14 protein-coding genes, 2 tRNA genes and 1 pseudogene are annotated in these 21,645 nt (G+C 63.5%); 5 read left to right on the plus strand and 12 right to left on the minus strand.

Annotation, left to right across the window (positions count from 1 at the left end):
- The 6 genes from ISX93_RS06725 to metG all read right to left on the minus strand — a co-directional run bounded on the left by ISX93_RS06725 (position 1) and on the right by metG (position 8,375).
- Complete coding sequence (locus ISX93_RS06725) at positions 1–1,065, minus strand: RnfABCDGE type electron transport complex subunit D (protein ID WP_195777941.1); 1,065 nt, start codon at positions 1,063–1,065, stop codon at positions 1–3.
- 714 nt (positions 1,066–1,779) lie between these two features.
- Complete coding sequence (rsxC, locus tag ISX93_RS06730; protein WP_442793302.1) at positions 1,780–3,858, minus strand: electron transport complex subunit RsxC; 2,079 nt, start codon at positions 3,856–3,858, stop codon at positions 1,780–1,782.
- A 5-nt stretch (positions 3,859–3,863) separates the two neighbouring features.
- Positions 3,864–4,439: an electron transport complex subunit RsxB gene (gene rsxB, locus ISX93_RS06735; RefSeq protein WP_195777943.1), complete on the minus strand. Its 576-nt coding sequence runs from the start codon at positions 4,437–4,439 to the stop codon at positions 3,864–3,866.
- A complete protein-coding gene (gene rsxA / locus ISX93_RS06740; protein WP_195777944.1) occupies positions 4,436–5,020 on the minus strand; it encodes an electron transport complex subunit RsxA in 585 nt (194 codons plus the stop codon). The genes rsxB and rsxA overlap by 4 nt, the downstream gene beginning before the upstream one ends.
- Before the next feature lie 118 nt (positions 5,021–5,138).
- On the minus strand, positions 5,139–6,287 hold the full coding sequence (locus ISX93_RS06745; RefSeq protein ID WP_195777945.1) for a zinc-binding dehydrogenase: 1,149 nt from the start codon (positions 6,285–6,287) through the stop codon (positions 5,139–5,141).
- Positions 6,288–6,332: 45 nt separating this feature from the next.
- The gene (gene metG, locus ISX93_RS06750) at positions 6,333–8,375 is read right to left on the minus strand and encodes a methionine--tRNA ligase (protein ID WP_195777946.1); all 2,043 of its coding nucleotides are present in this window, start codon (positions 8,373–8,375) and stop codon (positions 6,333–6,335) included.
- A 223-nt stretch (positions 8,376–8,598) separates the two neighbouring features.
- Between metG and apbC the strand changes: the two genes are divergently transcribed.
- Positions 8,599–9,693, plus strand: coding sequence for an iron-sulfur cluster carrier protein ApbC (gene apbC / locus ISX93_RS06755; RefSeq protein WP_195777947.1), 1,095 nt, complete (start codon positions 8,599–8,601; stop codon positions 9,691–9,693).
- 108 nt (positions 9,694–9,801) lie between these two features.
- On the opposite strand, the pseudogene ISX93_RS06760 reads toward apbC, so the two are convergent.
- From ISX93_RS06760 to ISX93_RS06770, 3 genes and pseudogenes are all read right to left on the minus strand, one after another.
- Positions 9,802–10,989 (minus strand): annotated as a pseudogene (locus ISX93_RS06760) (TolC family protein); the annotation flags it as partial.
- A 48-nt stretch (positions 10,990–11,037) separates the two neighbouring features.
- On the minus strand, positions 11,038–12,141 hold the full coding sequence (locus tag ISX93_RS06765) for an AI-2E family transporter (RefSeq protein WP_195777948.1): 1,104 nt from the start codon (positions 12,139–12,141) through the stop codon (positions 11,038–11,040).
- Between the two features lie 145 nt (positions 12,142–12,286).
- Entirely contained in the window at positions 12,287–12,496 is a 210-nt protein-coding gene (locus tag ISX93_RS06770; RefSeq protein WP_090193124.1) for a cold-shock protein, read from the minus strand.
- Positions 12,497–12,821: 325 nt separating this feature from the next.
- Between ISX93_RS06770 and dcd the strand changes: the two genes are divergently transcribed.
- Together dcd and rmuC are read left to right on the plus strand one after the other, a co-directional pair.
- Positions 12,822–13,388 (plus strand): dCTP deaminase, encoded by a 567-nt coding sequence (gene dcd / locus ISX93_RS06775; protein WP_195777949.1) that lies wholly within the window; start codon positions 12,822–12,824, stop codon positions 13,386–13,388.
- 447 nt (positions 13,389–13,835) lie between these two features.
- Complete coding sequence (rmuC, locus tag ISX93_RS06780) at positions 13,836–15,305, plus strand: DNA recombination protein RmuC (protein WP_374987654.1); 1,470 nt, start codon at positions 13,836–13,838, stop codon at positions 15,303–15,305.
- Positions 15,306–15,336: 31 nt separating this feature from the next.
- On the opposite strand, the gene ISX93_RS06785 is transcribed toward rmuC, so the two are convergent.
- Entirely contained in the window at positions 15,337–18,816 is a 3,480-nt protein-coding gene (locus ISX93_RS06785) for a hybrid sensor histidine kinase/response regulator (protein WP_195777950.1), read from the minus strand.
- A 182-nt stretch (positions 18,817–18,998) separates the two neighbouring features.
- Positions 18,999–19,919, minus strand: coding sequence for a recombination-associated protein RdgC (gene rdgC, locus ISX93_RS06790; RefSeq protein ID WP_195777951.1), 921 nt, complete (start codon positions 19,917–19,919; stop codon positions 18,999–19,001).
- A 168-nt stretch (positions 19,920–20,087) separates the two neighbouring features.
- On the opposite strand from rdgC, the gene ISX93_RS06795 reads away from it, so the two are divergent.
- Both ISX93_RS06795 and ISX93_RS06800 read left to right on the plus strand, forming a co-directional pair.
- Positions 20,088–20,163 (plus strand) — tRNA-Val (locus ISX93_RS06795).
- Positions 20,164–20,177: 14 nt separating this feature from the next.
- A tRNA-Asp gene (locus ISX93_RS06800) sits at positions 20,178–20,254 on the plus strand.
- A 163-nt stretch (positions 20,255–20,417) separates the two neighbouring features.
- Here ISX93_RS06800 and ISX93_RS06805 read toward each other — a convergent pair.
- Positions 20,418–21,644, minus strand: coding sequence for a cytochrome P450 (locus tag ISX93_RS06805; RefSeq protein ID WP_195777952.1), 1,227 nt, complete (start codon positions 21,642–21,644; stop codon positions 20,418–20,420).
- Position 21,645 lies beyond the last annotated feature (1 nt).

The raw sequence follows: 21,645 nt of genomic DNA on the forward strand, positions 1-21,645 counted from the left end.
TCATTCTCCCAGCTTGAAGCCGCGTTCGGGCTTGCCATGCCCGTAGGTGCGGGGCCGACTGTAGTAGTCGATGGTTGGTGCGGCAAGGTTCATCAACAGCACGGCGAAGGCGACACCATCCGGATAACCGCCCCAGGTACGGATGATGTAGACCAGGATGCCGACGCCGGCACCAAAGATCAGCCGGCCGAGATTGCTGGTCGCACCACTCACCGGGTCGGTGACGATGAAGAAGGCACCGAGCATGGTTGCGCCGCTGAACAGGTGGAACAGCGGTGAGCCATTGGAGTCCGAGCCAGAGCCGTTCCAGAACAGCAGGCTGATGATCATCAGGGCCGCCAGCATCCCGACTGGCGCATGCCAGCTGATCAGGCGCTGGCGCAGCAGGAACAGGCCGCCGAGCAGGAAGCCCGCATTCACCCATTCCACTGCTGCCCCGCCGAGGCTGCCGAACGCGGGATTGGTGGCCCGGAGCTCCTCCATGGTCAGGCTCTTGTTGATTTTCAGGCTGTCGAGTGCGGTTGCCTGGCTCCAGCCATCGGGTAAATGGGTCAGGCCAAGGATCTGCTGCAGGCCCTCGAGCATGCCGACGCTGTGCGGTTTTGGCCAGCTGGTCATTTCTATCGGGAAGGAAATCAGCACCACCACGTAGCCGAGCATGGCCGGGTTGAACGGGTTCTGCCCCAGGCCCCCGTACAACTGCTTGCCGAACACGATGGCAAAGCCAACGGCGACCAGTGTCAGCCACCAGGGCGCGTAAGGCGGCAGCGCCAGAGCCAGCAGCACGGCAGTCACCAGCGCGCTGCCATCGCTCAGGTAGAAGGCCAGCGGGCGCTGGCGGATTTTCAGGATTGCCGCTTCCACGGCGAGAGCGACCAGGCTGGCCCAGAGCAGGTTGACCAGGGTGCCGATGCCGAACAGCCAGGTCAGGGCCAGCGTACCCGGCGCGCAGGCTGCCAGCACCAGCAGCATGACGCGCTGAGTGCGGTTGGGGCCTTTGGCGTGGGGTGAGGTGATTGGGGGCATGGCTAGTTTCCTGGGGTTATGCAGCTGGCTTGCGGTCATGCAAACGCTCGCAGCGTTTTCCACGGCACAGGGCTACAGGTTTCGCCTTGCACGGCGACTTACTTTTCTTTGTTTGCGCAAAGAAAAGTAAGCAAAAGAAAGCGCCCCCCGACATACGGGTCTCGCTGCGCTCGACTTCCCTCGCTCCGGTGCCGCTCCGGGGGCCGTCACGAAGGGACGTCCCTGTCCCTTCGCTCCTCGCTCGGCGTCCATGCCTCGCGTCCCCCTGCGCAACACCTCCACTCGGCCTTCTGACGGGGAGTTTGCGCGTTTGAACCCAAGGTGTTTGCAGCAACAGCCGAGCTGTCTGCCAACTCGTCGTTTTGATAACACTGCTGGTGAAGCCGGGATAGGTCCCGTCAGTAGGGCGAGTGGAGTCAGTGTGGAAGGGGTTGAGCGGCATGGATGCCGCGAGAGCCCTGATGGGCCAGGGATGGCCCTTCAGGGCGTGCCCCTGGAGCGCTGATGGAGCGAGCGAACCCGGAACGTAGCGCAGCGAAGTGCAGGGCCGGATGCCGGGGGTGCTTTCTCTTTGGTTACTTTCTCTTTGCACAAGCAAAGAGAAAGTAACTCGCCGTGCAAGGCGAAACCTGTAGTTCGGGCCGAGCAAAGCGCGGCGATGGCGCGCAAAAGTAAAGGCATGGCCTGGGCAGCTTGCGCTGCCTTGGTGGGTTACGGCCTCCGGCCTAACCCACCCTGCGGGGGGCGCGGCGCTCAGCATTGCTCTGGCCCCTGATGCTCGCCCAGCTTGCGCTCGGCCTCGGCGAGCCGTGCCTGGGCCGCGCTCAGCGCACTGGCATCGGCATCCCCAGCGCGCTCCAGCTTGCGCAGGTCGGCGCGAGCGAAGGCCAGTTCGGTCTTCAGCGCGCGCAGCGCCTCGTCGATCGGCTGCTTGTCGGTGCGCACCCGTTCGGGAGCAGGCTTGCCGCAGGCATCCTCGGCCGCATGCAGGGCTGTTTCGGCTGCTGCCAGGGCGGTGCGCAATCCCTCCAGTTCGTCGGCCGCGGCACCGGCGACTTCGGCCTTCTTCAGTGTGGCGCGCTTGAGCGCCAGGTCGATCTTGGCCCTTTTCAGTGCGGCTTCGCCGGGGGGGGCTGTTGCCGGGCTGGCCGGGGCGCAGGCCTGGGCCCCGGCCAGCGCCTGCTGGGCAGCGCTCGCGGCGGCGCCCAGCTCGGCCACCTGGGCCTGCAGCTCCGGGGTGTCATGCATGGCCAGTTGCTTCTCGGCTTTCTTCAGTGCCACTTGCGCCATGCTGGCCTCGATCTTCAGGCGCTTGAGCTGTTCGTCGGCGGGTGCGCTGGCACTGGGCGCGGCAGCCGGTGTCTCGGCTTGTGCGGCCCTGGTCCGGGCAGCGCGTTCGGCACGCGCCTGGCGCTCGGCTTCTTTCTGCTCTTCGGCGCGGCGCAGGCGCTCCTGACGGAATTCGAAACGCTGCCTGGAGTGTTCGGCTTTCTGCTGTTGCTGTTCCTGCTCGCGGATACCGGCCTTGGCCGCGCGGTAGTACTGCACCAGGGGAATGCTCGACGGGCAGACATAGGCGCAGGCCCCGCACTCGATGCAGTCGAACAGCTGGTGTGCCTTGAGCTGCTCGGTCTGCTCGCCGAGGGCAAAGAAGTGCAGCTGCTGCGGCAGCAGGCTCGCCGGGCAGGCGCTGGCGCAGTCGCCACAGCGAATACAGGGCTGGGCCGGCGGCGGCGCTGGCAACTCCTCGACGGTGCTGGCGAGCAGGCAGTTGCTGGTCTTGATCAGCGGCACAGCGAGGGAGGGCAGGGTAAAGCCCATCATCGGGCCGCCCATGATCAGGCGCGCGAGCTTGTTCTGCTCGAGGCCGGCAAAGGCCAGCAGTTCGCCTGCCGGTGTGCCGATCAGGCACTCGACGTTCATCGGCCGCGCCAGTGCTTTGCCGGTCAGGGTGGTGATCCGCGAGATCAGCGGGCGGCCGAGTACCACTGCGTCATGAATGGCCACCACGGTACCGACGTTCTGGCACAGCACGCCGATGTCGGCGGGCAGTCCGCCACTGGGCACCTCGCGCCCGGTGAGAATCTGGATCAGCTGCTTCTCGCCGCCCGACGGGTACTTGGTGGGGAATACCACCACCTGGTACGGACGCTGGTCGAGCACCTGGCGCACGGCCGCGGCGGCATCGGGCTTGTTGTCCTCGATGCCGATCAGCACGGTGTCGGGCTGGATCAATTGCACCAGGATGTCGATGCCGGAGAGCAGTTCGGCGGCCTTTTCGCGCATCAGCAGGTCGTCGGCAGTGATGTACGGCTCACATTCAGTGCCGTTGATGATCAGCGTGTGGATTTTCTGCTGCGGCCGTGCCGTCAGCTTGACCGCCGTGGGAAAACCGGCGCCGCCCAGCCCGTTGATCCCGGCCTGGCGAATTTTTTCCAGCAGCTCGCTGGCGGAGAGCAGATGGAAGTGGTCGCAGGCTGGCAGTGGCGCCCATTCATCCAGGCCGTCGCTGTCGATGACGATGGCAGGCGCGGGCATGCCCGAGACATGCGGGTAGGGCTGGGGGCCGATGAAGCTGACGGTGCCCGAGGTCGGGGCGTGCAGCGGCACGCTGACCACCGAGGTGGCATCAGCGATCTTCTCGCCCTTGCGCACGCGCTGGCCGACGCTGACACAGGGTTCGGCCGGGGTGCCGATGTGCTGGTTGAGCGGCAGGATCAGGCGCTTGGGCAGCGGTGGAAATTGGATCGGCGTGCGATTGGACAGTTCCTTGCGCTCGGGCGGGTGAATGCCACCGGGAATGCTGTGAACCTGCACGGGGCTTGCGGACATCGAAGTCATGCTGCCTGCTCCCGATCCGTGGCGATCAGCTGGCCCGGAGGCAGCGGCAGCGCCCATTTCCAGCTCTGCACCGATTGCTCGAGCGGCAGCATGTCGATGCAGTCCACCGGGCACGGCTCGACGCACAGGTCGCAGCCGGTGCATTCGGCGATGATCACCGTGTGCATCTGCTTGGCGGCACCGACAATCGCATCCACCGGGCAGGCCTGGATGCATTTGGTGCAGCCAATGCATTCGGCCTCGCGGATATAGGCGACCATTTTCGGCTTTTCGCCCTCGACGGCGTCCAGCGGTTCCGCCTCCACATCCAGCAGGTCGGCCAGTGCCTGGATGGTCGCCTCGCCGCCAGGCGGGCACTTGTTGATCTTGTCGCCCGCGGCAATCGCCTCGGCATAAGGCCGGCAGCCCGGATAGCCGCACTGGCCGCACTGGGTCTGCGGCAGCAGGGCGTTGACCTGTTCGGCAATCGGATCGCCTTCGACCTTGAAGCGCACGGCGGCGAAACCGAGGATGGCGCCGCACACCAGGCACAGCGCCAGCAGCGCGAGGACGGCACTGAGGATCATGCTCATAGGCGGATCAGTCCGGCAAAACCCATGAACGCCAGCGACATCAGGCCCGCGGTAATCAGTCCGATGGCCGCGCCCTGGAAAGATTTCGGCACGTCGGCGATGGCTATCCGCTCGCGCATGGCGGCGAACAGCACCAGCACCAGGGAAAAGCCCAGGCCGGCAGCGAAGCCGTTGAGGGTGGCGGTGACAAAGGTGAACTCGGCCTTGTTGGCGTTGAGCAGGGCCACGCCGAGCACGATGCAGTTGGTGGTGATCAGCGGCAGGAAGATCCCGAGGACGCGATACAGCAGCGGGCTGGTCTTCTTCACCACCATCTCGGTGAACTGCACCACCACGGCAATCACCAGGATGAAGCTGATGGTCCGCAGGAACTCTATATCCAGCGGCTTGAGCACGTACTGCTGGATCAGGTAAGTGCTCATCGCCGCCAGGGTCAGCACAAAGGTGGTCGCCAGCGCCAGGCCGAGCGCGGTCTCGATTTTCTTCGACACGCCCATGAACGGGCACAGGCCAAGGAACTGCACCAGCACGAAATTGTTGACCAGGATGGCGCTAACCATGATCAGGGCGAGTTCGGTCATGTGATTACCGTCGCGGGGCAGTCAACCTGCGGGAAAGACGCTTATTATCGAGGCAATGGCTGCGGCCAGACAAGCAGTTGCAGGCGCCCGGGGCGCCTGCCGGGCACTGGCCGGATGCTCAGTCTGCCGGCGGCGCCAGCTCCCTGGCTGGATTGATCAGGTATTTGCCGCCGGTGCTCGGCCGGCTGTAAGCGGCGATCGCGTCCGGGTGCAGCGCCTCGGCCAGCGAGATTTCGCGGGCGTAGTGGCAGGCAAACGTCGTCTTCAGCCCCGCCAGTACCTGATTCTGGAATTGCCTGCGGGCCTCGGCACCCACCTTCTGCAGGTAATTGGGCAGCAGCCAGCCACCAACACCAAAGGCCGGGCCGAAGTTGCGCTTGAGCACTGTCGGCCCCTGGTCAAGGCCGCCGTAGATATACACCTGCTTGTGGGTCGCCGAACCATAGCGGTTGTATTGCGTGGCCGAGCGCGAGATCGCCGCCTCCATGCAGGAGAGTATCTGGCTGGCCAGGCTGCCGCCGCCGATCGCATCGAAGGCCAGGGTGGCGCCGGTCGCGATCAGCGCCTGGGTAAGGTCTTCGACGAAGGTCGGGGCGCTGGTGTCGCACACATGCTGCGCGCCCATGCTGCGCAGCAGTTCGACCTGCTGCGGGCTGCGCACGATATTGACCAGGTCGACGCGTTCCTGCAGGCACAGGCGATTGAGCATCTGCCCCAGGTTGCTGGCGGCCGCCGTGTGAACCAGGGCGCGATGGCCTTCGCGACGCATGACATCGAGCATGCTCACGGCAGTCATTGGATTGACGAAAATCGACGCCCCCTCGGCGGCGCTGCAGCCTTCTGGCAGGACAATGCATTGCTCGGCCTTGGCGCAGCGGTATTGCACGTACATGCCGCCGCCGGAGAGTGCCACCGTCTTGCCCAGCAAGGCCTGGGCCTGGGCTGATGCGCCGGCGGCGATCACCGTGCCGGCGCCCTCGTTACCGACCGGCAGGGACTGGTCAAGGCGACCGCGCATGGCCGGCATGGCCCTTTCGGCAATCGAGGCGGTTACCAGCGGCGCGTCCGCGGTTCCCGCGGCCTTGACGGTGCTGAGGTCCGCCGCAGCGAACAGCAGGCCCAGATCGGAGGGATTCAGCGGGGTCGCTTCGACGCGAATGATCACTTCGTCGGCGGCTGGAACCGGAACCGGCAGCCGCACCAGCGACAGCTCCAGTTCAGCGCTGCTTTTGACCAGGGAGCGCAGTTGCAGGCCGGTAGCGGACATGGGCTTTCCTCATTGATTCGAGCGTGAAGTGTTGTCGTGCGAGCCTTATTTGACCCGTTGCCCCGGTTTGGCGCCGTTGTCCGGGCTGAGCAGGTAGATCTCGCTGCCGCCGGGGCCGGCGGCCAGCACCATGCCTTCGCTGATACCGAACTTCATCTTGCGCGGCGCCAGGTTGGCCACGTACAGGGTCAGGCGACCTTCCAGTTCGGCCGGGTTCGGGTAGGCGCTCTTGATGCCGCTGAACACGTTGCGCTTGGCGTCGCCGATGTCGAGCGTCAGGCGCAGCAGCTTGTCGGCACCTTCAACAAATTCGCATTTCTCGATCAGCGCGATACGCAGATCGATGGCGGCGAAGGCGTCGAAGTTGATCTCGGCGGCCAGCGGGTCTTTGCTCAGTTCGCCATTGCCAGCCGGAGCAGGGGTGGCGGACTCGGCGATCAGGTCTTCCTTCGAGGCTTCGATCATGGCTTCGATCTTCGCGGGTTCAATACGGGTCAGCAGCGGGTTGAACGGATTGAGTGGGTGGTTGGCCAGCGGTGTGCTCAGATCAGCCCAGGTCAGCGGAGCAACGTTGAGGAAGGCTTCGGCATCGGCGGCCAGTTTCGGCAGCACCGGCTTGAGCAGGATCACCAGCTGGCGGAACAGGTTGACGCCCAGCGCACAGATTTCCTGCACCTCGGCCTGCTTGCCTTCGACCTTGTTCAGTGCCCACGGCGCCTTCTCGGCGATCCAGGCGTTGGCACGGTCGGCCAGCGCCATGATTTCGCGCATGGCACGGGCGAAGTCGCGCGCTTCATAGGCTTCGGCGATGCTTGGTGCGGCGCTCTGGAAGGCGCCCCACAGTTCCGGCTCGGGGTTGGCTGCAACCAGTACACCGTTATTGCCCTTGTGGATGAAGCCGGCGCAACGGCTGGCGATGTTGACCACCTTGCCGACCAGATCGGAATTGACCTTCTGCACGAAGTCTTCGAGGTTGAGGTCCAGATCATCGACGCTGCGGCCCAGCTTGCTGGCGTAGTAGTAGCGCAGGTATTCCGGGTTCAGGTGGTCGAGGTAGGTGCGCGCCTTGATAAAGGTGCCGCGCGACTTGGACATCTTCTGCCCGTTGACCGTCAGGTAGCCGTGCACGTTCACCGCAGTCGGCTTGCGGTAGCCGGCGCCTTCGAGCATCGCCGGCCAGAACAGCGCGTGGAAGTTGACGATGTCCTTGCCAATGAAGTGGTACAGCTCGGCAGTGGAATCCTTGCCCCAGTAGGCATCGAAATCCAGTTCCGGGCGACGCGCGCAGAGGTTCTTGAAGCTGGCCATGTAGCCCACCGGCGCATCCAGCCAGACGTAGAAATACTTGCCCGGCTCATCGGGAATCTCGAAACCGAAATACGGCGCATCACGGGAGATATCCCATTCCTGCAGGCCGGCATCCAGCCATTCGGCGATCTTGTTGGCTACCGCCTCTTGCAGCGTGCCACTGCGCGTCCAGCCTTCGAGCATGCTCTGGAAGTCCGGCAGTTTGAAGAAGAAGTGCTTGGAGTCGCGCAGCACCGGTACCGCGCCGGAGATCGCCGAGCGCGGGTTCTTCAGCTCGGTCGGCTCGTAGGTGGCGCCGCATTTCTCGCAGTTGTCGCCGTACTGGTCCTCGGTGCCGCACTTGGGGCAGGTGCCCTTGATGAAGCGGTCGGCGAGGAACATGCCCTTTTCCGGGTCGAAATACTGGGTCACCGAGCGGGTGGCGATATGCCCGGCGTCGCGCAGCTTGAGGTAGATGCCGGTGGCCAGTTCGCGGTTTTCTTCTGCGTGGGTCGAGTGGAAGTTGTCGAAATCCACAAGAAAATCGGCGAAATCGGCGCTGTGCTCGGCCTGCACGTTGGCAATCAGCTGTTCCGGGGTGATGCCTTCCTTCTCCGCGCGCAGCATGATCGCCGAGCCGTGGGCGTCGTCGGCGCAGACATAGGTGGCCTGATTGCCGCGCAGCTTCTGGAAACGTACCCACATGTCGGTCTGAATGTATTCGAGCATGTGCCCGAGGTGAATCGAGCCGTTGGCATAGGGCAGAGCGCTGGTAACGAGAATCTGGCGGGCTTGGGACATGGTTTTGGGCTGCATTGGTCAAACGGGAAGGTCGGCAACTATATAGGCGCAGCGGTTTTTTTTCATCCGTGGCGGGTGTGCACGGCTTATTCTGGGCCGTTGCAGGCTGGAAAACCGTGCAACGTTTTCTGCCAAGAGGGAGCCATGGTGGAAAAGACCTGCGGTCGTTTTCCACCCTACGGTAAGATGACGGCCTGTTTTAGCTGGTGTTTCGGAGTTGTGCATGAGCGCTGTTACCCGCGAAGTCGTCGAAACCTGCCTGCGGCAGTACACCGATCCACATCTGAATCTCGATCCGGTCAGTGCCGGTTGCGTGCGCGAGATAGATATTCGGGGCGCTAACGTGACGGTTCGCCTTGAGCTGGGCTATGCCTGCGACCTGTTCCGCAACGGCTGGGCGCAACTGCTGCAAATGGCCCTGGAAAGCATCGCCGGCGTGGACTCCGCCCGCGTCCGGGTGGACGTGCTGATCGCCCCGCACAAGGCGCAGGAGCAGGTGCCGGCGCTGGTCAGCGTGAAAAACATCATTGCCGTGGCTTCGGGCAAGGGTGGCGTGGGCAAGTCGACCACTGCCGCGAATCTGGCGCTGGCGCTGGCCCGTGAAGGCGCGCGGGTCGGTATTCTCGATGCGGATATCTACGGCCCCAGCCAGGGCATCATGTTCGGTATTGCCGAGGGCACAAGGCCGCTGATCAAGGAGCAGAAGTGGCTGGTGCCGATCGAGGCGCATGGCGTGCAGGTGATGTCGATGGCCTTCCTTGCCGATGAGAACACGCCGATGGTCTGGCGCGGACCGATGGTCTCCGGCGCGCTGATGCAACTGATCAGCCAGACCGCCTGGGACAACCTGGATTATCTGGTGGTCGACATGCCACCGGGCACCGGCGACATCCAGCTGACGCTGGCGCAGAAGGTCCCGGTAGCCGGTGCGGTGATCGTCACCACGCCGCAGGATCTGGCCCTGCTGGATGCGAAAAAGGGCGTGGAGATGTTCCGCAAGGTGAATATCCCGGTGCTCGGCGTGGTGGAGAACATGGCGGTGCACATCTGCTCCAACTGCGGGCATGCCGAGCACCTGTTCGGCGAAGGCGGCGGCGAGAAGCTGGCCGCGCAGTATGGCGTCGACCTGCTGGCCTCGCTGCCGCTGTCGATGGCCATCCGCATGCAGTCCGACGGTGGCAAGCCGACCACCATCGCCGACCCGGAAAGCCAGATCGCCATGGTCTACCAGGAGCTGGCGCGCAGCGTTGGCGCGCGCATCGCTCAAGGCGGGCAGGGCGCGCAGGGCATGCCGAGCATCGAAATCAGCGACGACTGATCTGGGGCGGCTTGCTGTTGATAGATCCGTTCAGGACAGGTGGTGCTGGCTGCGTTTGAACACATCCATGATCGCTGCGGTCAGGGTTGCGGTCGATACGCCAAACATCAGGATGCCGGTGGCTGCATCATCCGTTTCGCGAGCCGCCTGCAATACGGTGGCGCGGTAGGCTTCAAACAACTGTTGAAAGCGCGCGTCCTGTACCCGCACGTTGTTGCTGATACGGCCATGGTCAAACAGGTTCCAGGTCAGGCTCGGGCCGGCTGCCAGGTCACGGTTGTCCGAGCTGCCGTCCAGTGAAGTGGCAGACCAGCCGATGCTGCCGAGTAACGTTATCGACGGATAGAAATCTGTTTCTGCCACGCCAATCCGTGCCGACTGGGCTGCCGCCAGCAGTTCTGCTGCACGCACATCCGGGCGTCTCTGGAGCAAACTGGCGGGGACATCATCCAGAACGGCCGTGTCAGTCAGCGGAATCAGGCCTTCATTTCCGGTTAGCTTCGGCAGCGTTCCGGGCGGCTTGCCGATCAGCACGGAGAATGCATTACGGGTGGGCTGCACCAGATTCTCGAACACAGGGGCAGTACTCAGCATGCCCAGGTGCTGAGTCTTGGCCTGCTGCAGGTCGAGCTCATCATTGTCGCCACTTTTATAGAGTCGTTCGGTGATTTCATAACTGCGTTTCTGGCGTGCGGCGTTTTCACGGGCAATGCGCAGGCGCGCTTCAGCTGTACGCAGCGCAAAGTAGATGTCTGCAACCTGGGCGCGCAGCAATACCAGAACATCTTCGTAACTGGCCTGGGTGGCGAAGTAGGTGGCATTCGATGCTTCAATGGCGCGGCTGAAACGGCCCCAGAAGTCCAGTTCCCAGACCAGCTGGAAGCCGGCGCCGTATTGCCAGGCGTTGGAATCGCGCGGAAAGTCGCCACCAGACTGGTTACGGTCCAGATAGATGTCATTCGCCGTCGCTTGCTGCACCTGCGGGTACAGACCGCTCTGGGCAATGCCCAGGGCTGCCCGGGCTTCCAGGACTCGCAGGCCGGCGATCCGCAGGCTCGGGTTATGTGCATCGGCTTCGGCAATAAGGCGATTGAGGGCCGGGTCATTGAACACCGTCCACCACTGCAGCTATTTCGGTTGAGTGCTCAGTCGGCTGGCCTGTTGCAGGCAAGGGCTGTCCCACTGCGCAACCCATTCGGGGTTTTGCGGGGTGAAGTCCGGACCCAGTTGCACACAGCCATTGATGCTCAGGCTGATCAGCAGGAGTGCAAGCGTGTTTCGCGCAAAGTAATGCATGCTTCCATCCTGGAAGCGGAGCCCGCAGGCGGCTCCGCTGGCGGTGATTCAGGCTTGATCCTCGGACGAGGTTTCTGCGCTTTCCGGCTGATCTTCAACCCATTGCCAGAACAGCTGGTACGCGACGGCCAGAATCACCGGGCCGATAAACAGGCCAATGATACCGCCGGTGACCATGCCTCCCAGAGCGCCGATCAGGATTACCGGCATCGGCACTTCTACACCGCGCCCCAGCAGCAACGGCTTGAGCACGTTATCTGCCATGCCGGCAACAAAGGTGTAGATGACAAAGCTGATGCTCGCGGCGCTGACGCCTTCAGTACCCAGTACATACGCGATGACCGGGAGGGTAATCAGGGTAGCCGGCAACTGCATGATGCCGAGAATCAGCACGGCCATGGCCAGCAAGCCGGCACCCTCGATGCCATAGACCGCGAAACCCAGGCCGATCAGGAACATCTGGATGAAGGCGATACCTACCACGCCCTGAGCTACCGCCCGAATGGTCGCGGTGCACAGGTGAGCGATAGCCTTGCCCTTTTCCTGTCCCGAGATGCGGCTGGCGATCTTGATCGCGCTGCGCTCACCGTTCTCACCAAAGGCCATGATGATGCCACCGATGATCAGGGCGCCGATGAACACCAGCAGACCGACCCCTGCACCAGCAATCTGGCCAAGCAAAGTCAGGCTGATGTCCTTCATGTAGGGTGCAAGTTTTTGCGCCACGCTCATCAGATTGGTGGCAGCCTCAAGCCAGAATGCATGCAGCTTGGCGCCGATAATCGGCCACTGGGCAATTGAGTCGGCAGGTGGCGGAATATGCAGGCCACCATCCTTGACCAGTTGCATAACCGTTTGCACCGAAGCGGTCAGTGAGTTGCCGAGCAGATACACCGGAATCAGCAAAATGCCGATGGCGACCACGACGATCAGTGTTGCAGCGCGGCCGTCCCGATTTCCCAGCCTGCTTTTGAGCATGCAGTGCAGCGGGTAGAGGGTAATGGCCAGAATCACCGACCAGAGCATCAGGCCCATGAACGGCTGGAACACTTTGTAGCTGTACATCACCAGAGCGGCAATCAGGCCGGCACGGATCAGTACATCGAGCAAGCCGCGCGCTAGTTTGGTTTGTTCAGTGGTGCCTGCTGGCATGGTTCGCTCCTGATGGTCAGTTTGGCTTTCTTGGGAGGGCTTCAGTTGGATACTAGCGCTGCTTGCACGTGTCCGGTGCTACCGAAATCCAATAGGCATAAAAAAACCCCGCTCATGAGCGGGGTTCTTCTTGATTCAGAACAGGTTAGATAACCTGAACTTCCTCAGCCTGCATGCCTTTCTGGCCGCGGGTAGCGATGAAGGACACGTTCTGACCTTCTTTCAGGCTCTTGAAGCCATCGCTCTGGATTGCCTTGAAGTGAACGAACAGGTCGTCACCGGATTGCGGGGTGATGAAGCCGAAGCCTTTTTCATCGTTGAACCACTTAACTACGCCAGTTTGACGATTCGACATGGTGTATCTCCTGAAACAGATTTAATTTCGGTACGGAAAAGCCCGGACCTAGACTGAGCGCAAAAATGTAAAAGGAGTCGTGCGATGATTGGATCGAAATCAAACATCAGGTAGCGATTCGCGGTGACACATGCAGCACAGGAGGCCACCATACCCGTTTATGCCGATTGTGCCAACCATTATCCTGCATCAAGCCACAACATCTTCTCATCAGCGCCTGGCCGGTGTTCCGGACACCTGTCCGTGGGCACTCTTTGAACCTGGTCGCCGGCACCGGTAAGATGCGCGCACGTTTTCTTCAACGCTTCTATTCAGGACACCTGCCATGAGCATCAAGTCGGACAAGTGGATTCGCCGCATGGCCCAGCAGCACGGGATGATCGAGCCGTTCGTGGAGCGCCAGGTGCGTACCGAAGGCAGTGAGCGGTTGATCTCCTACGGGGTGTCCAGCTACGGCTACGATGTGCGCTGCGCTGACGAATTCAAGGTGTTCACCAACCTGCATTCGGTGACGGTGGATCCGAAGAACTTCGACGAAAAGAGTTTTGTCGATGTCAAAGGCCCGGTGTGCATCATCCCGCCGAACTCTTTCGCGTTGGCGCGCACCGTCGAGTACTTCCGCATTCCGCGCAACGTGCTGACCATCTGCCTGGGCAAGAGCACCTATGCCCGCTGCGGCATCATCGTCAACGTCACCCCGCTGGAACCGGAATGGGAAGGCCACGTGACCCTGGAATTTTCCAACACCACCACCTTGCCGGCGAAGATCTACGCCAATGAAGGGGTGGCGCAGATGCTTTTTCTCGAGTCCGACGAGACCTGCGAGGTGTCCTACCGCGACCGCGGTGGCAAATACCAGGGCCAGACCGGGGTAACCCTGCCCAAGACTTGACCCACGCGTCGCAGCAAAAGGCCGGACTGTCGCGTCCGGCTTTTTCGTTTCTGCGGGCCGGCGGCGGAGCGGCTTTCAGGCGCTGCAGCGCTCAGCCGGAAGGCTTTGCGCGGCAGCCTGTCAAGCATCTGTACACAATTTCAGGCTGCCCAGATGGCTTGGTACGCCAGTCCCGCGTAACTGCTTGATCTTTCTCGAAGATTGGATAACTTGTTGATATATATGCACATTTTTATGTGGTTAAAATTTGATCAATTTGACCTGGAAGCTGCTCTGGCCAGCGGTCAGAAGTTTTTTCAGCAGCTTATGCACTGAGTTATCCACAGCTTCTGTGGATTACTTTTCGGCCCCGCGCAAAGCCTTGATCCAGAGCTTGCGGCGCAGTTGCAGCTGCCGTCGCGGAGGGTGGCTGGGTATACTGCAGCGCATTATTCCGGGAGCCGTGCCATGCCGATTGAAGCAACCTCCGCGCTATTGGGTCTGATCGCTGCCGCATTGCCGCTGCTGGCCCTGGCCTGGGCCCTGCAACGGCGCAAGGCGCTCCTGGAGGGCGAGCGTTTGCTGCTCGAGGAGCGCCTGCAGGCGGCCCAGTCGGCACTGCAGGGCGTCTCCACCGAACTGCAGCAGCAACTGGCCGAGGTGCGCAGCCTGGGCTTGCGCAACACCAGCCAGCAGGCCGAGCTGGCCGCCGCCCTGCGGGAAAACCAGCTGCACGGCATTGAGCGCCAGAGTGCCCGTGAAGCCGCGGCGGCGCAGCAGCTCGAGCTCGACCGCCAGCAAGCCGAACTGCGCCATCTGGACAGTCAGCGGGCAGCGTTGCTGGCCGAGCTGCGCGAGCAGCAGGAATCCCATCAGCAGCGCCTCAGCGATCTGCAGGGCGCGCGCGATGACCTGCGGGCGCAGTTTGCCGAGCTGGCCGGCAAGATCTTTGACGAGCGCGAATTGCGCTTTGCCGAAACCAGCCAGCAGCGCCTGGGCCAGTTGCTCGATCCGCTCAAGGAGCGCATCCAGGCATTCGAGAAGCGCGTCGATGAAAGCTACCAGCAGGAAGCCCGCGAGCGCTTTTCGCTGGGCAAGGAGCTGGAGCGCCTGCAGCAACTGAACCAGCGCCTGGGCGATGAGGCGACCAATCTGACCCGTGCTCTCAAGGGGCAGAAAACGCAGGGCAACTGGGGCGAGCTGGTGCTGGAGCGGGTGCTGGAAAGCGCCGGCCTGGAAAAGGGCCGCGAGTATGAAACCCAGGTCAGCCTCAAGGGCGCCGACGGCGAGCGTTTCCAGCCGGATGTGCTGATCCAGCTGCCCGGCGACAAGCAGGTGATCGTCGACGCCAAGGTCAGCCTGACCGCCTGGCAGCAGTACATCGCCGCCGACGACGAGCTGCTCCGCCAGCAGGCCCTGAAACAGCATCTGCTGTCTTTGCGCACGCACCTCAAGGGCCTGTCCGGCAAGGATTACCAGCGCCTGGATGGCCTGCACAGCCTCGACTTCGTGCTGCTCTTCGTGCCGATCGAAGCAGCCTTTGCGGCGGCCCTGCAGGCCGAGCCCGGATTGTTTCAGGAAGCCTTCGAGCAGCATGTGGTGATCGTCAGCCCGACGACCCTGCTGGCGACCCTGCAGGTGGTCGACAGCCTGTGGCGGCAGGAGCGGCAGAGTCAGAACGCCCGCGAGATTGCCGAGCGTGCCGGGCAGCTGTATGACAAGTTCGTCGCCTTTGTCAGCGATCTGGATGAAGTGGGCAATCGCCTGCAGCAGCTCGACAAGGCCTATGCCGCGGCGCGCAACAAGCTGGTGGACGGTCGCGGCAATCTGGTCGGGCGCATCGAGAACCTCAAGTTGCTCGGTGCGCGGGCCAGCAAGAGCCTGCCGCTGGAACTGCTCGAGCGCTCAGCCGGCCTGCCGGCCGGCGTGGACGAATAGTTGCCGGGACAGCAGCCTCCGGCCCTGGCGCTCAGTGGTCGGCCGGGCCCGGCGGGTGGCGGTTGAGCAAGGCGCGCAGGGCCGCCGGCTTGATCGGCTTGGGCAGGTAGTCGAGACCGGCCGCCTGCACTTCGTCGATCAGCTCGCTGCGCGCGTCGGCGCTGATCACCACGCCCCGCAGTTGCTCGCCCAGGCGCTGCCGCAGCCAGGCCATCAGGGCCGTGCCGGTGTCACCCTCGTCCAGGTGGTAGTCCACCAGCACCAGCTGCGGCGTGACCCCGTCATCCAGCAGGTGCTCGCACTCCAGGCGGTTGCGCGCGGTCCAGACCTGCAGGCCCCAGCGCGACAGCAGGCTGTCCATGCCGACCAGGATGCTGTCTTCGTTGTCGATGCACAGCACTCGCAGCGCTTGTGCATCGGTGCTGCTGGCTTCTTCCGCAACCACAACGGCGCGCTCGAAGTGGCTGGCCAACGGCACGCTGACGCTGAACACGCTGCCGCGCTGCGGCCATGAGCGCACCTTGAGCGGATGCTCGAGGACCCGGCACAGGCCGTCGGCGATCGCCAGGCCGAGGCCGAGGCCCTTTTCCGCGCGGGTCTGATGGCTGTCGAGACGCTTGAACTCCTCGAAGATGAACTGCTGCTTGTCCGGCGGAATGCCCGGGCCGCGATCCCATACTTCCAGGCGCAGGTTGCGGCCTTCGCGCCGCACCCCCAGCAGTACGTGGCCGCCGGCGTAGCGAAAGGCGTTGGTGAGGAAATTCTGCAGCACCCGGCGCAGCAGTTTCGGGTCGCTGTCGATGGCCAGCCGGCTGCTGCGCAGATGGAAGTCGACGCCCTGATCCCTGGCCAGCGCCTTGAATTCGGTGCCCAGCACGTCGAACAGTTCGCTCAGGGCAAAACTGCGCCGTTGCGGGGTGATGCGCCCGCTTTCCAGGCGGGAGATGTCGAGCAGGTCGCTGATCAGGTCTTCCGCCGAACGCAGCGAGCTGTCCAAATTGCGTACCAGTTCGCGGCTGTCCGGGGGCAGCTGGTCCTGCTGGTGCGACAACGCCGCGGAGAACAGCCGGGCGGCATTCAGCGGTTGCATCAGGTCGTGGCTGACTGCGGCGAGGAAGCGGGTCTTCGACTGATTGGCGGCTTCGGCATGGGCGGTCGCCTCGGACAGCGCCACGTTCAGCTGGGACAGTTCGCTGGTGCGTTCCCGCACGCGCAGTTCCAGCCCTTCGTTGGCTTCCTTGAGGGCGTGCTCGGACTGGCGGAAGGCAGTGATGTCGGTGAAGCTCATGACAAAGCCGCCGCCCGGCATGGGGTTGCCGATCAGTTCGATGACCCGGCCGTTGGGCAACTGTCGCTCCGAGGTGTGCGGGGTCCCCCGGCGCATCCAGTTCAGCCGGCGCTTGACCTGTTCCTCGATGTCCTGATTGCCGAACAAGCCGCGTTCGCCGTTGAAACGGATGATGTCTGCAATCGGCCGGCCGATCTGGATCAGCTCTTCCGGGTAGTCGAACAGCTCTATATAGCGATGGTTCCACGCCACCAGCTGCAGGGACTGGTCGACCACGCTGATGCCCTGGGTGATGTTCTCGATGGCGCCTTGCAGCAGGGCGCGGTTGAAGAGCAAGACCTCCGAGGCTTCGTCGACGATGCGCACCACATCCTCGACCTGCATCTCGCGGCCTTCGATGGTGGCTTTCACCAGGGCCCGTGCCGAGGAGGCGCCGACCACCCCGGCCAGCAGGCGTTCGGTATGGGTGATCCATTCGCTGTTGGCCGGCTGGGTCGGGTTGAAGGGGCGCAGGCTGCTCTCGGCCAGCCCGTGGAAGCTTTGCTGGGCGCGCTCTTCGCCGACGAAACGGGCGGCCAGCCCGAGCAGGTCCTTGACCTGCACGGCCAGCAGCGAGCGACTGCTCGCGCGCAGCGAACTGTGCTGGCCGATGAAGCGGCTGGCCTGCAAGTGCTCGGCCACCCGCTTGCGGGAAAACACCGAGACCAGCGCGAACAGCAGCCAGTTGCCGCTCAGCGAGAACACGCTGCCGAGGGTCAGCGGGTCGATGGCCGGGCCGAACGGACGGCCCTGCAGCCAGCTGAGTCCGGGAAAGGCCTGCAATGACCAGCCGGCACCGACGGCCAGCAGCGGCAGCACCAGGGTGTAGAACCACAGTGCGGAACCCACGGCCAGGCCGGCAAACACGCCGCGACTGTTGGCCTGCTTCCAGTACAGCGCGCCGAGCATGGCTGGCGTCAGCTGGGTCACGGCGGCAAAGGCAACCTGGCCGATGCTGGCCAGGCTGGCGGTCGAACCGAACAGACGGTAGCAGAAATAGGCCAGCAGCAGGATCACCAGGATGCTGATGCGGCGCACCGACAGCAACCAGTGGCGAAACAGTTCGAAGGGGCGCTCGGCTTTCTGCCGGTGCAAGAGCAGGGGCAGCACGATGTCATTGCTGAGCATGGTCGAGAGTGCCACCGCCTCGACGATCACCATGCCGGTGGCGGCCGAGGCGCCGCCGATAAAGGCCAGTACGGCCAAGGCCGGCTGGGCCTGGGCCAGTGGCAGGCTGATGACGAAGGAGTCCGGGTTGATCCCGGCCGGCAGCAGCAATTGCCCGGCCAGGGCAATCGGTACGACGAACAGCGCGGCGAGGATCAAGTAGACCGGAAACACCCAGCGCGCCAGCTCCAGATCACGCGGCTCGGTGTTTTCCACCACGCTGACATGGAACTGCCGGGGCAGGCAGATGATCGCCATCATGGCCACCCCGGTTTGCACCAGCAGCGCCGGCCAGGCGGGTGTCGCGTCCCAGAAAGCCGCCAGCTGGGGCGCCGCTGCGGCCTGCGCCAGCAAGTCATCCAGGCCGTTGTACAGGCCCCAGGTAACGAACGCGCCGACGGCGAGGAATGCCAGCAGCTTCAACACCGACTCGAAGGCAATGGCCAGCACCAGGCCCCGGTGGTGCTCGGTGGCATCCAGGTTGCGCGTGCCAAACAGGATGGCGAACAGCGCCAGCAGCAGCGACACGATCAGGGCGGTGTCCTGGGCCCCGGGGCCGGCAGAGTCGCCTCCGCCGCCAGTGAGCAGGTTCACGCCAAGGACGATGCCCTTGAGTTGCAGGGCAATGTACGGCAGCACGCCGACCAGGCAGATCAGCGTCACGGCGACGGCCAGTGGCTGTGACTTGCCGTAGCGGGCGGCGATGAAGTCGGCAATCGAGGTGATGTTTTCCTGCTTGCTGATCATCACCATCTTCTGCAGCACCCAGGGCGCGAACAGCATCAGCAGCACCGGGCCGAGATAGATCGGCACGAACGACCAGAGCTGGCCGGCGGCCTGGCCGACCGCGCCGAAGAAGGTCCAGCTGGTGCAATAGACTGCCAGCGACAGGCTGAACACCCAGGCACGCACGCGTGGCGACAGGGCTGCCCGGCGCTCGCCATAGAACGCGATGGCAAACAGGATGGCCATGTAGGTGAGGGCAACGGTGGCGATCAGCCAGCTGGACAGCGACATGCAGACTCCGGCAATCAAGGCATGCGCGCAGTTTAGTGGGAAACCGTGCGCGCAAGCCAAAGGCCGCAGGATAAAGCGGCGGCCCGGGGATTGTCAGTGTTGCAGCAACGCCGCCGATTGGCGGCGGACCCAGACTAAAGTCGTAGTCAGCCGACGGCGCTGAAGGGGTGGGGCTGTAGGGCTCAGATGCCCTGCGGGATCTCTTCGCCGCCGAGGGCTTCGATCAGCTGCGGCAGGAACTCGACGAAGGTCAGCATCATCAGGGTGAAGCTGGCGTCCAGCTGGCCCAGCGCATCATCGCCGCCATCCTGCGCGGCCTGATCCTGCAGCAGGTCTTCGAAGCGCAGGCGCTTGAGCGCCAGCTTGTCATCGATGACCAGTGACAGTTTGTCTTCCCAGGCCAGGCTCAGTTTGGTCGTCAGCATGCCGGCGGCCAGATGGTTCTGGATTTCAGCGCTGCCCAGATCCTGACGCTTGCAGCGGATGGTGCCGCCATCCTCGTGGGCGTCGCGCAGTTCGCACTCGTCGAGCAGGTGCAGGCCGTTGCTGGCCTGCTGGTTCTTCATCCAGTCGGTGAAGGTGGCGGTCGGTGCGACCTTCACGTTCAGCGGCCGCACCGGCAGCGAACCCAGGGCTTCGCGCAGGGTGGAGAGCAGGTCTTCGGCACGCTTGGGGCTGGAGGCGTCGACCAGGATCAGGCCCTGCTTGGGCGCGAGCGCGGCAAAGGTAATCCCCTTGCGGATAAAGGCACGCGGCAGGAAGGCCTGGACGATATCGTCCTTGAGTTGCTCGCGTTCCTTTTTGTAGACCTTGCGCATTTCCGCCGCTTCGATTTCGTCGACTTTCTCCTTCAGCGCATCACGCACCACGCTGCCGGGCAGGATGCGTTCTTCCTTGCGCGCGGCGATCAGCAGGAAATCCTGGCTGGCGTGTACCAGCGGGGCGTCAGCGCCCTTGCCGAACGGCGCGACAAAGCCATAGGTGGCCATTTCCTGATGGGTGCAAGGCTTGGCCGGTTTGCTGGCCAGCGCGCTTTCGAGTGCTTCGGCGCTCAGGTCAATATCCTGGGTAAGGCGATAAACAAGCAGATTGCGGAACCACATGGGGTAACTCTCCAGACACGGGCCAGACACGAGGGCGGGCATTATTGTCGTCTTCCCGTCCAAGGCCAAGCCCGAGCTAAGCCTTTGGATAGTCGAGGAATAATATTTTCACTTGGGGGTTGTCAGGCCGGGGATCGCTCCGTAGAATGCGCCCCACTTCGAGAGCAAGGGTGATTAGCTCAGCCGGGAGAGCATCTGCCTTACAAGCAGAGGGTCGGCGGTTCGATCCCGTCATCACCCACCATCTTGAGGTTACGCGCAGCGGTAGTTCAGTCGGTTAGAATACCGGCCTGTCACGCCGGGGGTCGCGGGTTCGAGTCCCGTCCGCTGCGCCATTTATTCCGAAAACGGGCACTTCTTGCGAAGTGCCCGTTTTTATTTACGCGCTAGAAAATGCCAGGGCGGGCTTGCCCCGGCAGGCCCGGCACGGCTGACAACGCTCTGCCGGCAGCGACTGGCCAAGGCTCACGCGCGTCCGCGGAGCCATCGATAGCCAGGTCAGCCGATGGCCACCGGCAGATTCACCACGCTGCGCAGGTAGGGGTCGGTCTGCCACTGTGGCAGTCCCGCCAGGCGCAACGCCGGCAAGCGCTGCAGCAAGGCGCGGAATGCCACTGGTGCCACCCTGCGCACCAGTGGCGCACCCAGGCAGTGGTGGATGCCATCACCGAAACCCAGATGGGCCGCTGCATTCGTGCGGCGGATGTCCAGCGTATCGGCATCGCCGAACACCTGCGGGTCGCGGTTGGCCGAGCCCAGCACGGCAGTGACCTGGTCGCCGGCCTGCAACTGCACGCCGGCGATTTCGGTCGCTTGCGCGCAGTAACGGTCAGCCAGTTGCGCCGGCGCGTCATAGCGCAACAACTCCTCGATCGCGTTGTCCATCAGCTCCGGGTGGTCGCGCAGCAATGCCAGCTGGGCTGGATTCTGCAGCAGGTTGAGGGTGCCGGTGGCCAGCAGGAATACCGAGGACAGGTAACCCGCTACCGCCAGGTTGACCAGCGTCATCTGCACTTCGTCGCGCAACATGCCCTGTGGTTCGGCCTGGTTGACCATCAGGTCGACCATGCCACCCTTGTTGGCCTGGACCGGGCAGCCCCGGGTGAGCGCCTGGAAATAGCCACCCAGCGCCATGGCGCAGGTACCGCCGAGCATCTGCGCGGCGACCGGTGCCGTGTAGTCATGCCCGGCGACCACCCCTTCGACCCATTTCTGCACGCCTTGCCAGTCTCTTTCGGGAATACCCAGGACGTTCTGCAACACAGCGGCCGGCAACGGGTTGGCGTAGGCCGAGACCAGTTCGATGCGCTGGCGGCTCTGGGCGCTGTCGAGCAACGAGCTGGCAATGCCTTGCGCTACCCCATCGATCTTGTCGATCGCCACGGCAAACAGTTCGTCGAGGATCGGGCGCAGCTGGTTATGCCGCGGCGGGTTCATCGAGAAGATGCCGACCGGCATGTTCTGCAGCACGTCGAAGGGGGGCGGCGGCGCTGGCGGGGAGGGCGGACTCTTGAGGAACAGCTGGCTGTCCTCCAGCACGCGTTTTACATCGGCGTAGCGAAAGACCCAGGTGCTGTCATACAGCGTGAGGTCGCGCCCCTGAACCGGCACGCTGGCGTGTACCCGGTGCACCGGCGCCTGCTGGCGGAACAGCGCGTAGGTCGGGTAAGGGTTGGCGAGGTAGCTCGGGTCGTGCGGGTTGAACCTGTTCGGATCGAAAGCCATG

Origin of the sequence: Pseudomonas sp. N040, from assembly GCF_015637705.1 — a bacterium.
GTDB lineage: Bacteria > Pseudomonadota > Gammaproteobacteria > Pseudomonadales > Pseudomonadaceae > Aquipseudomonas.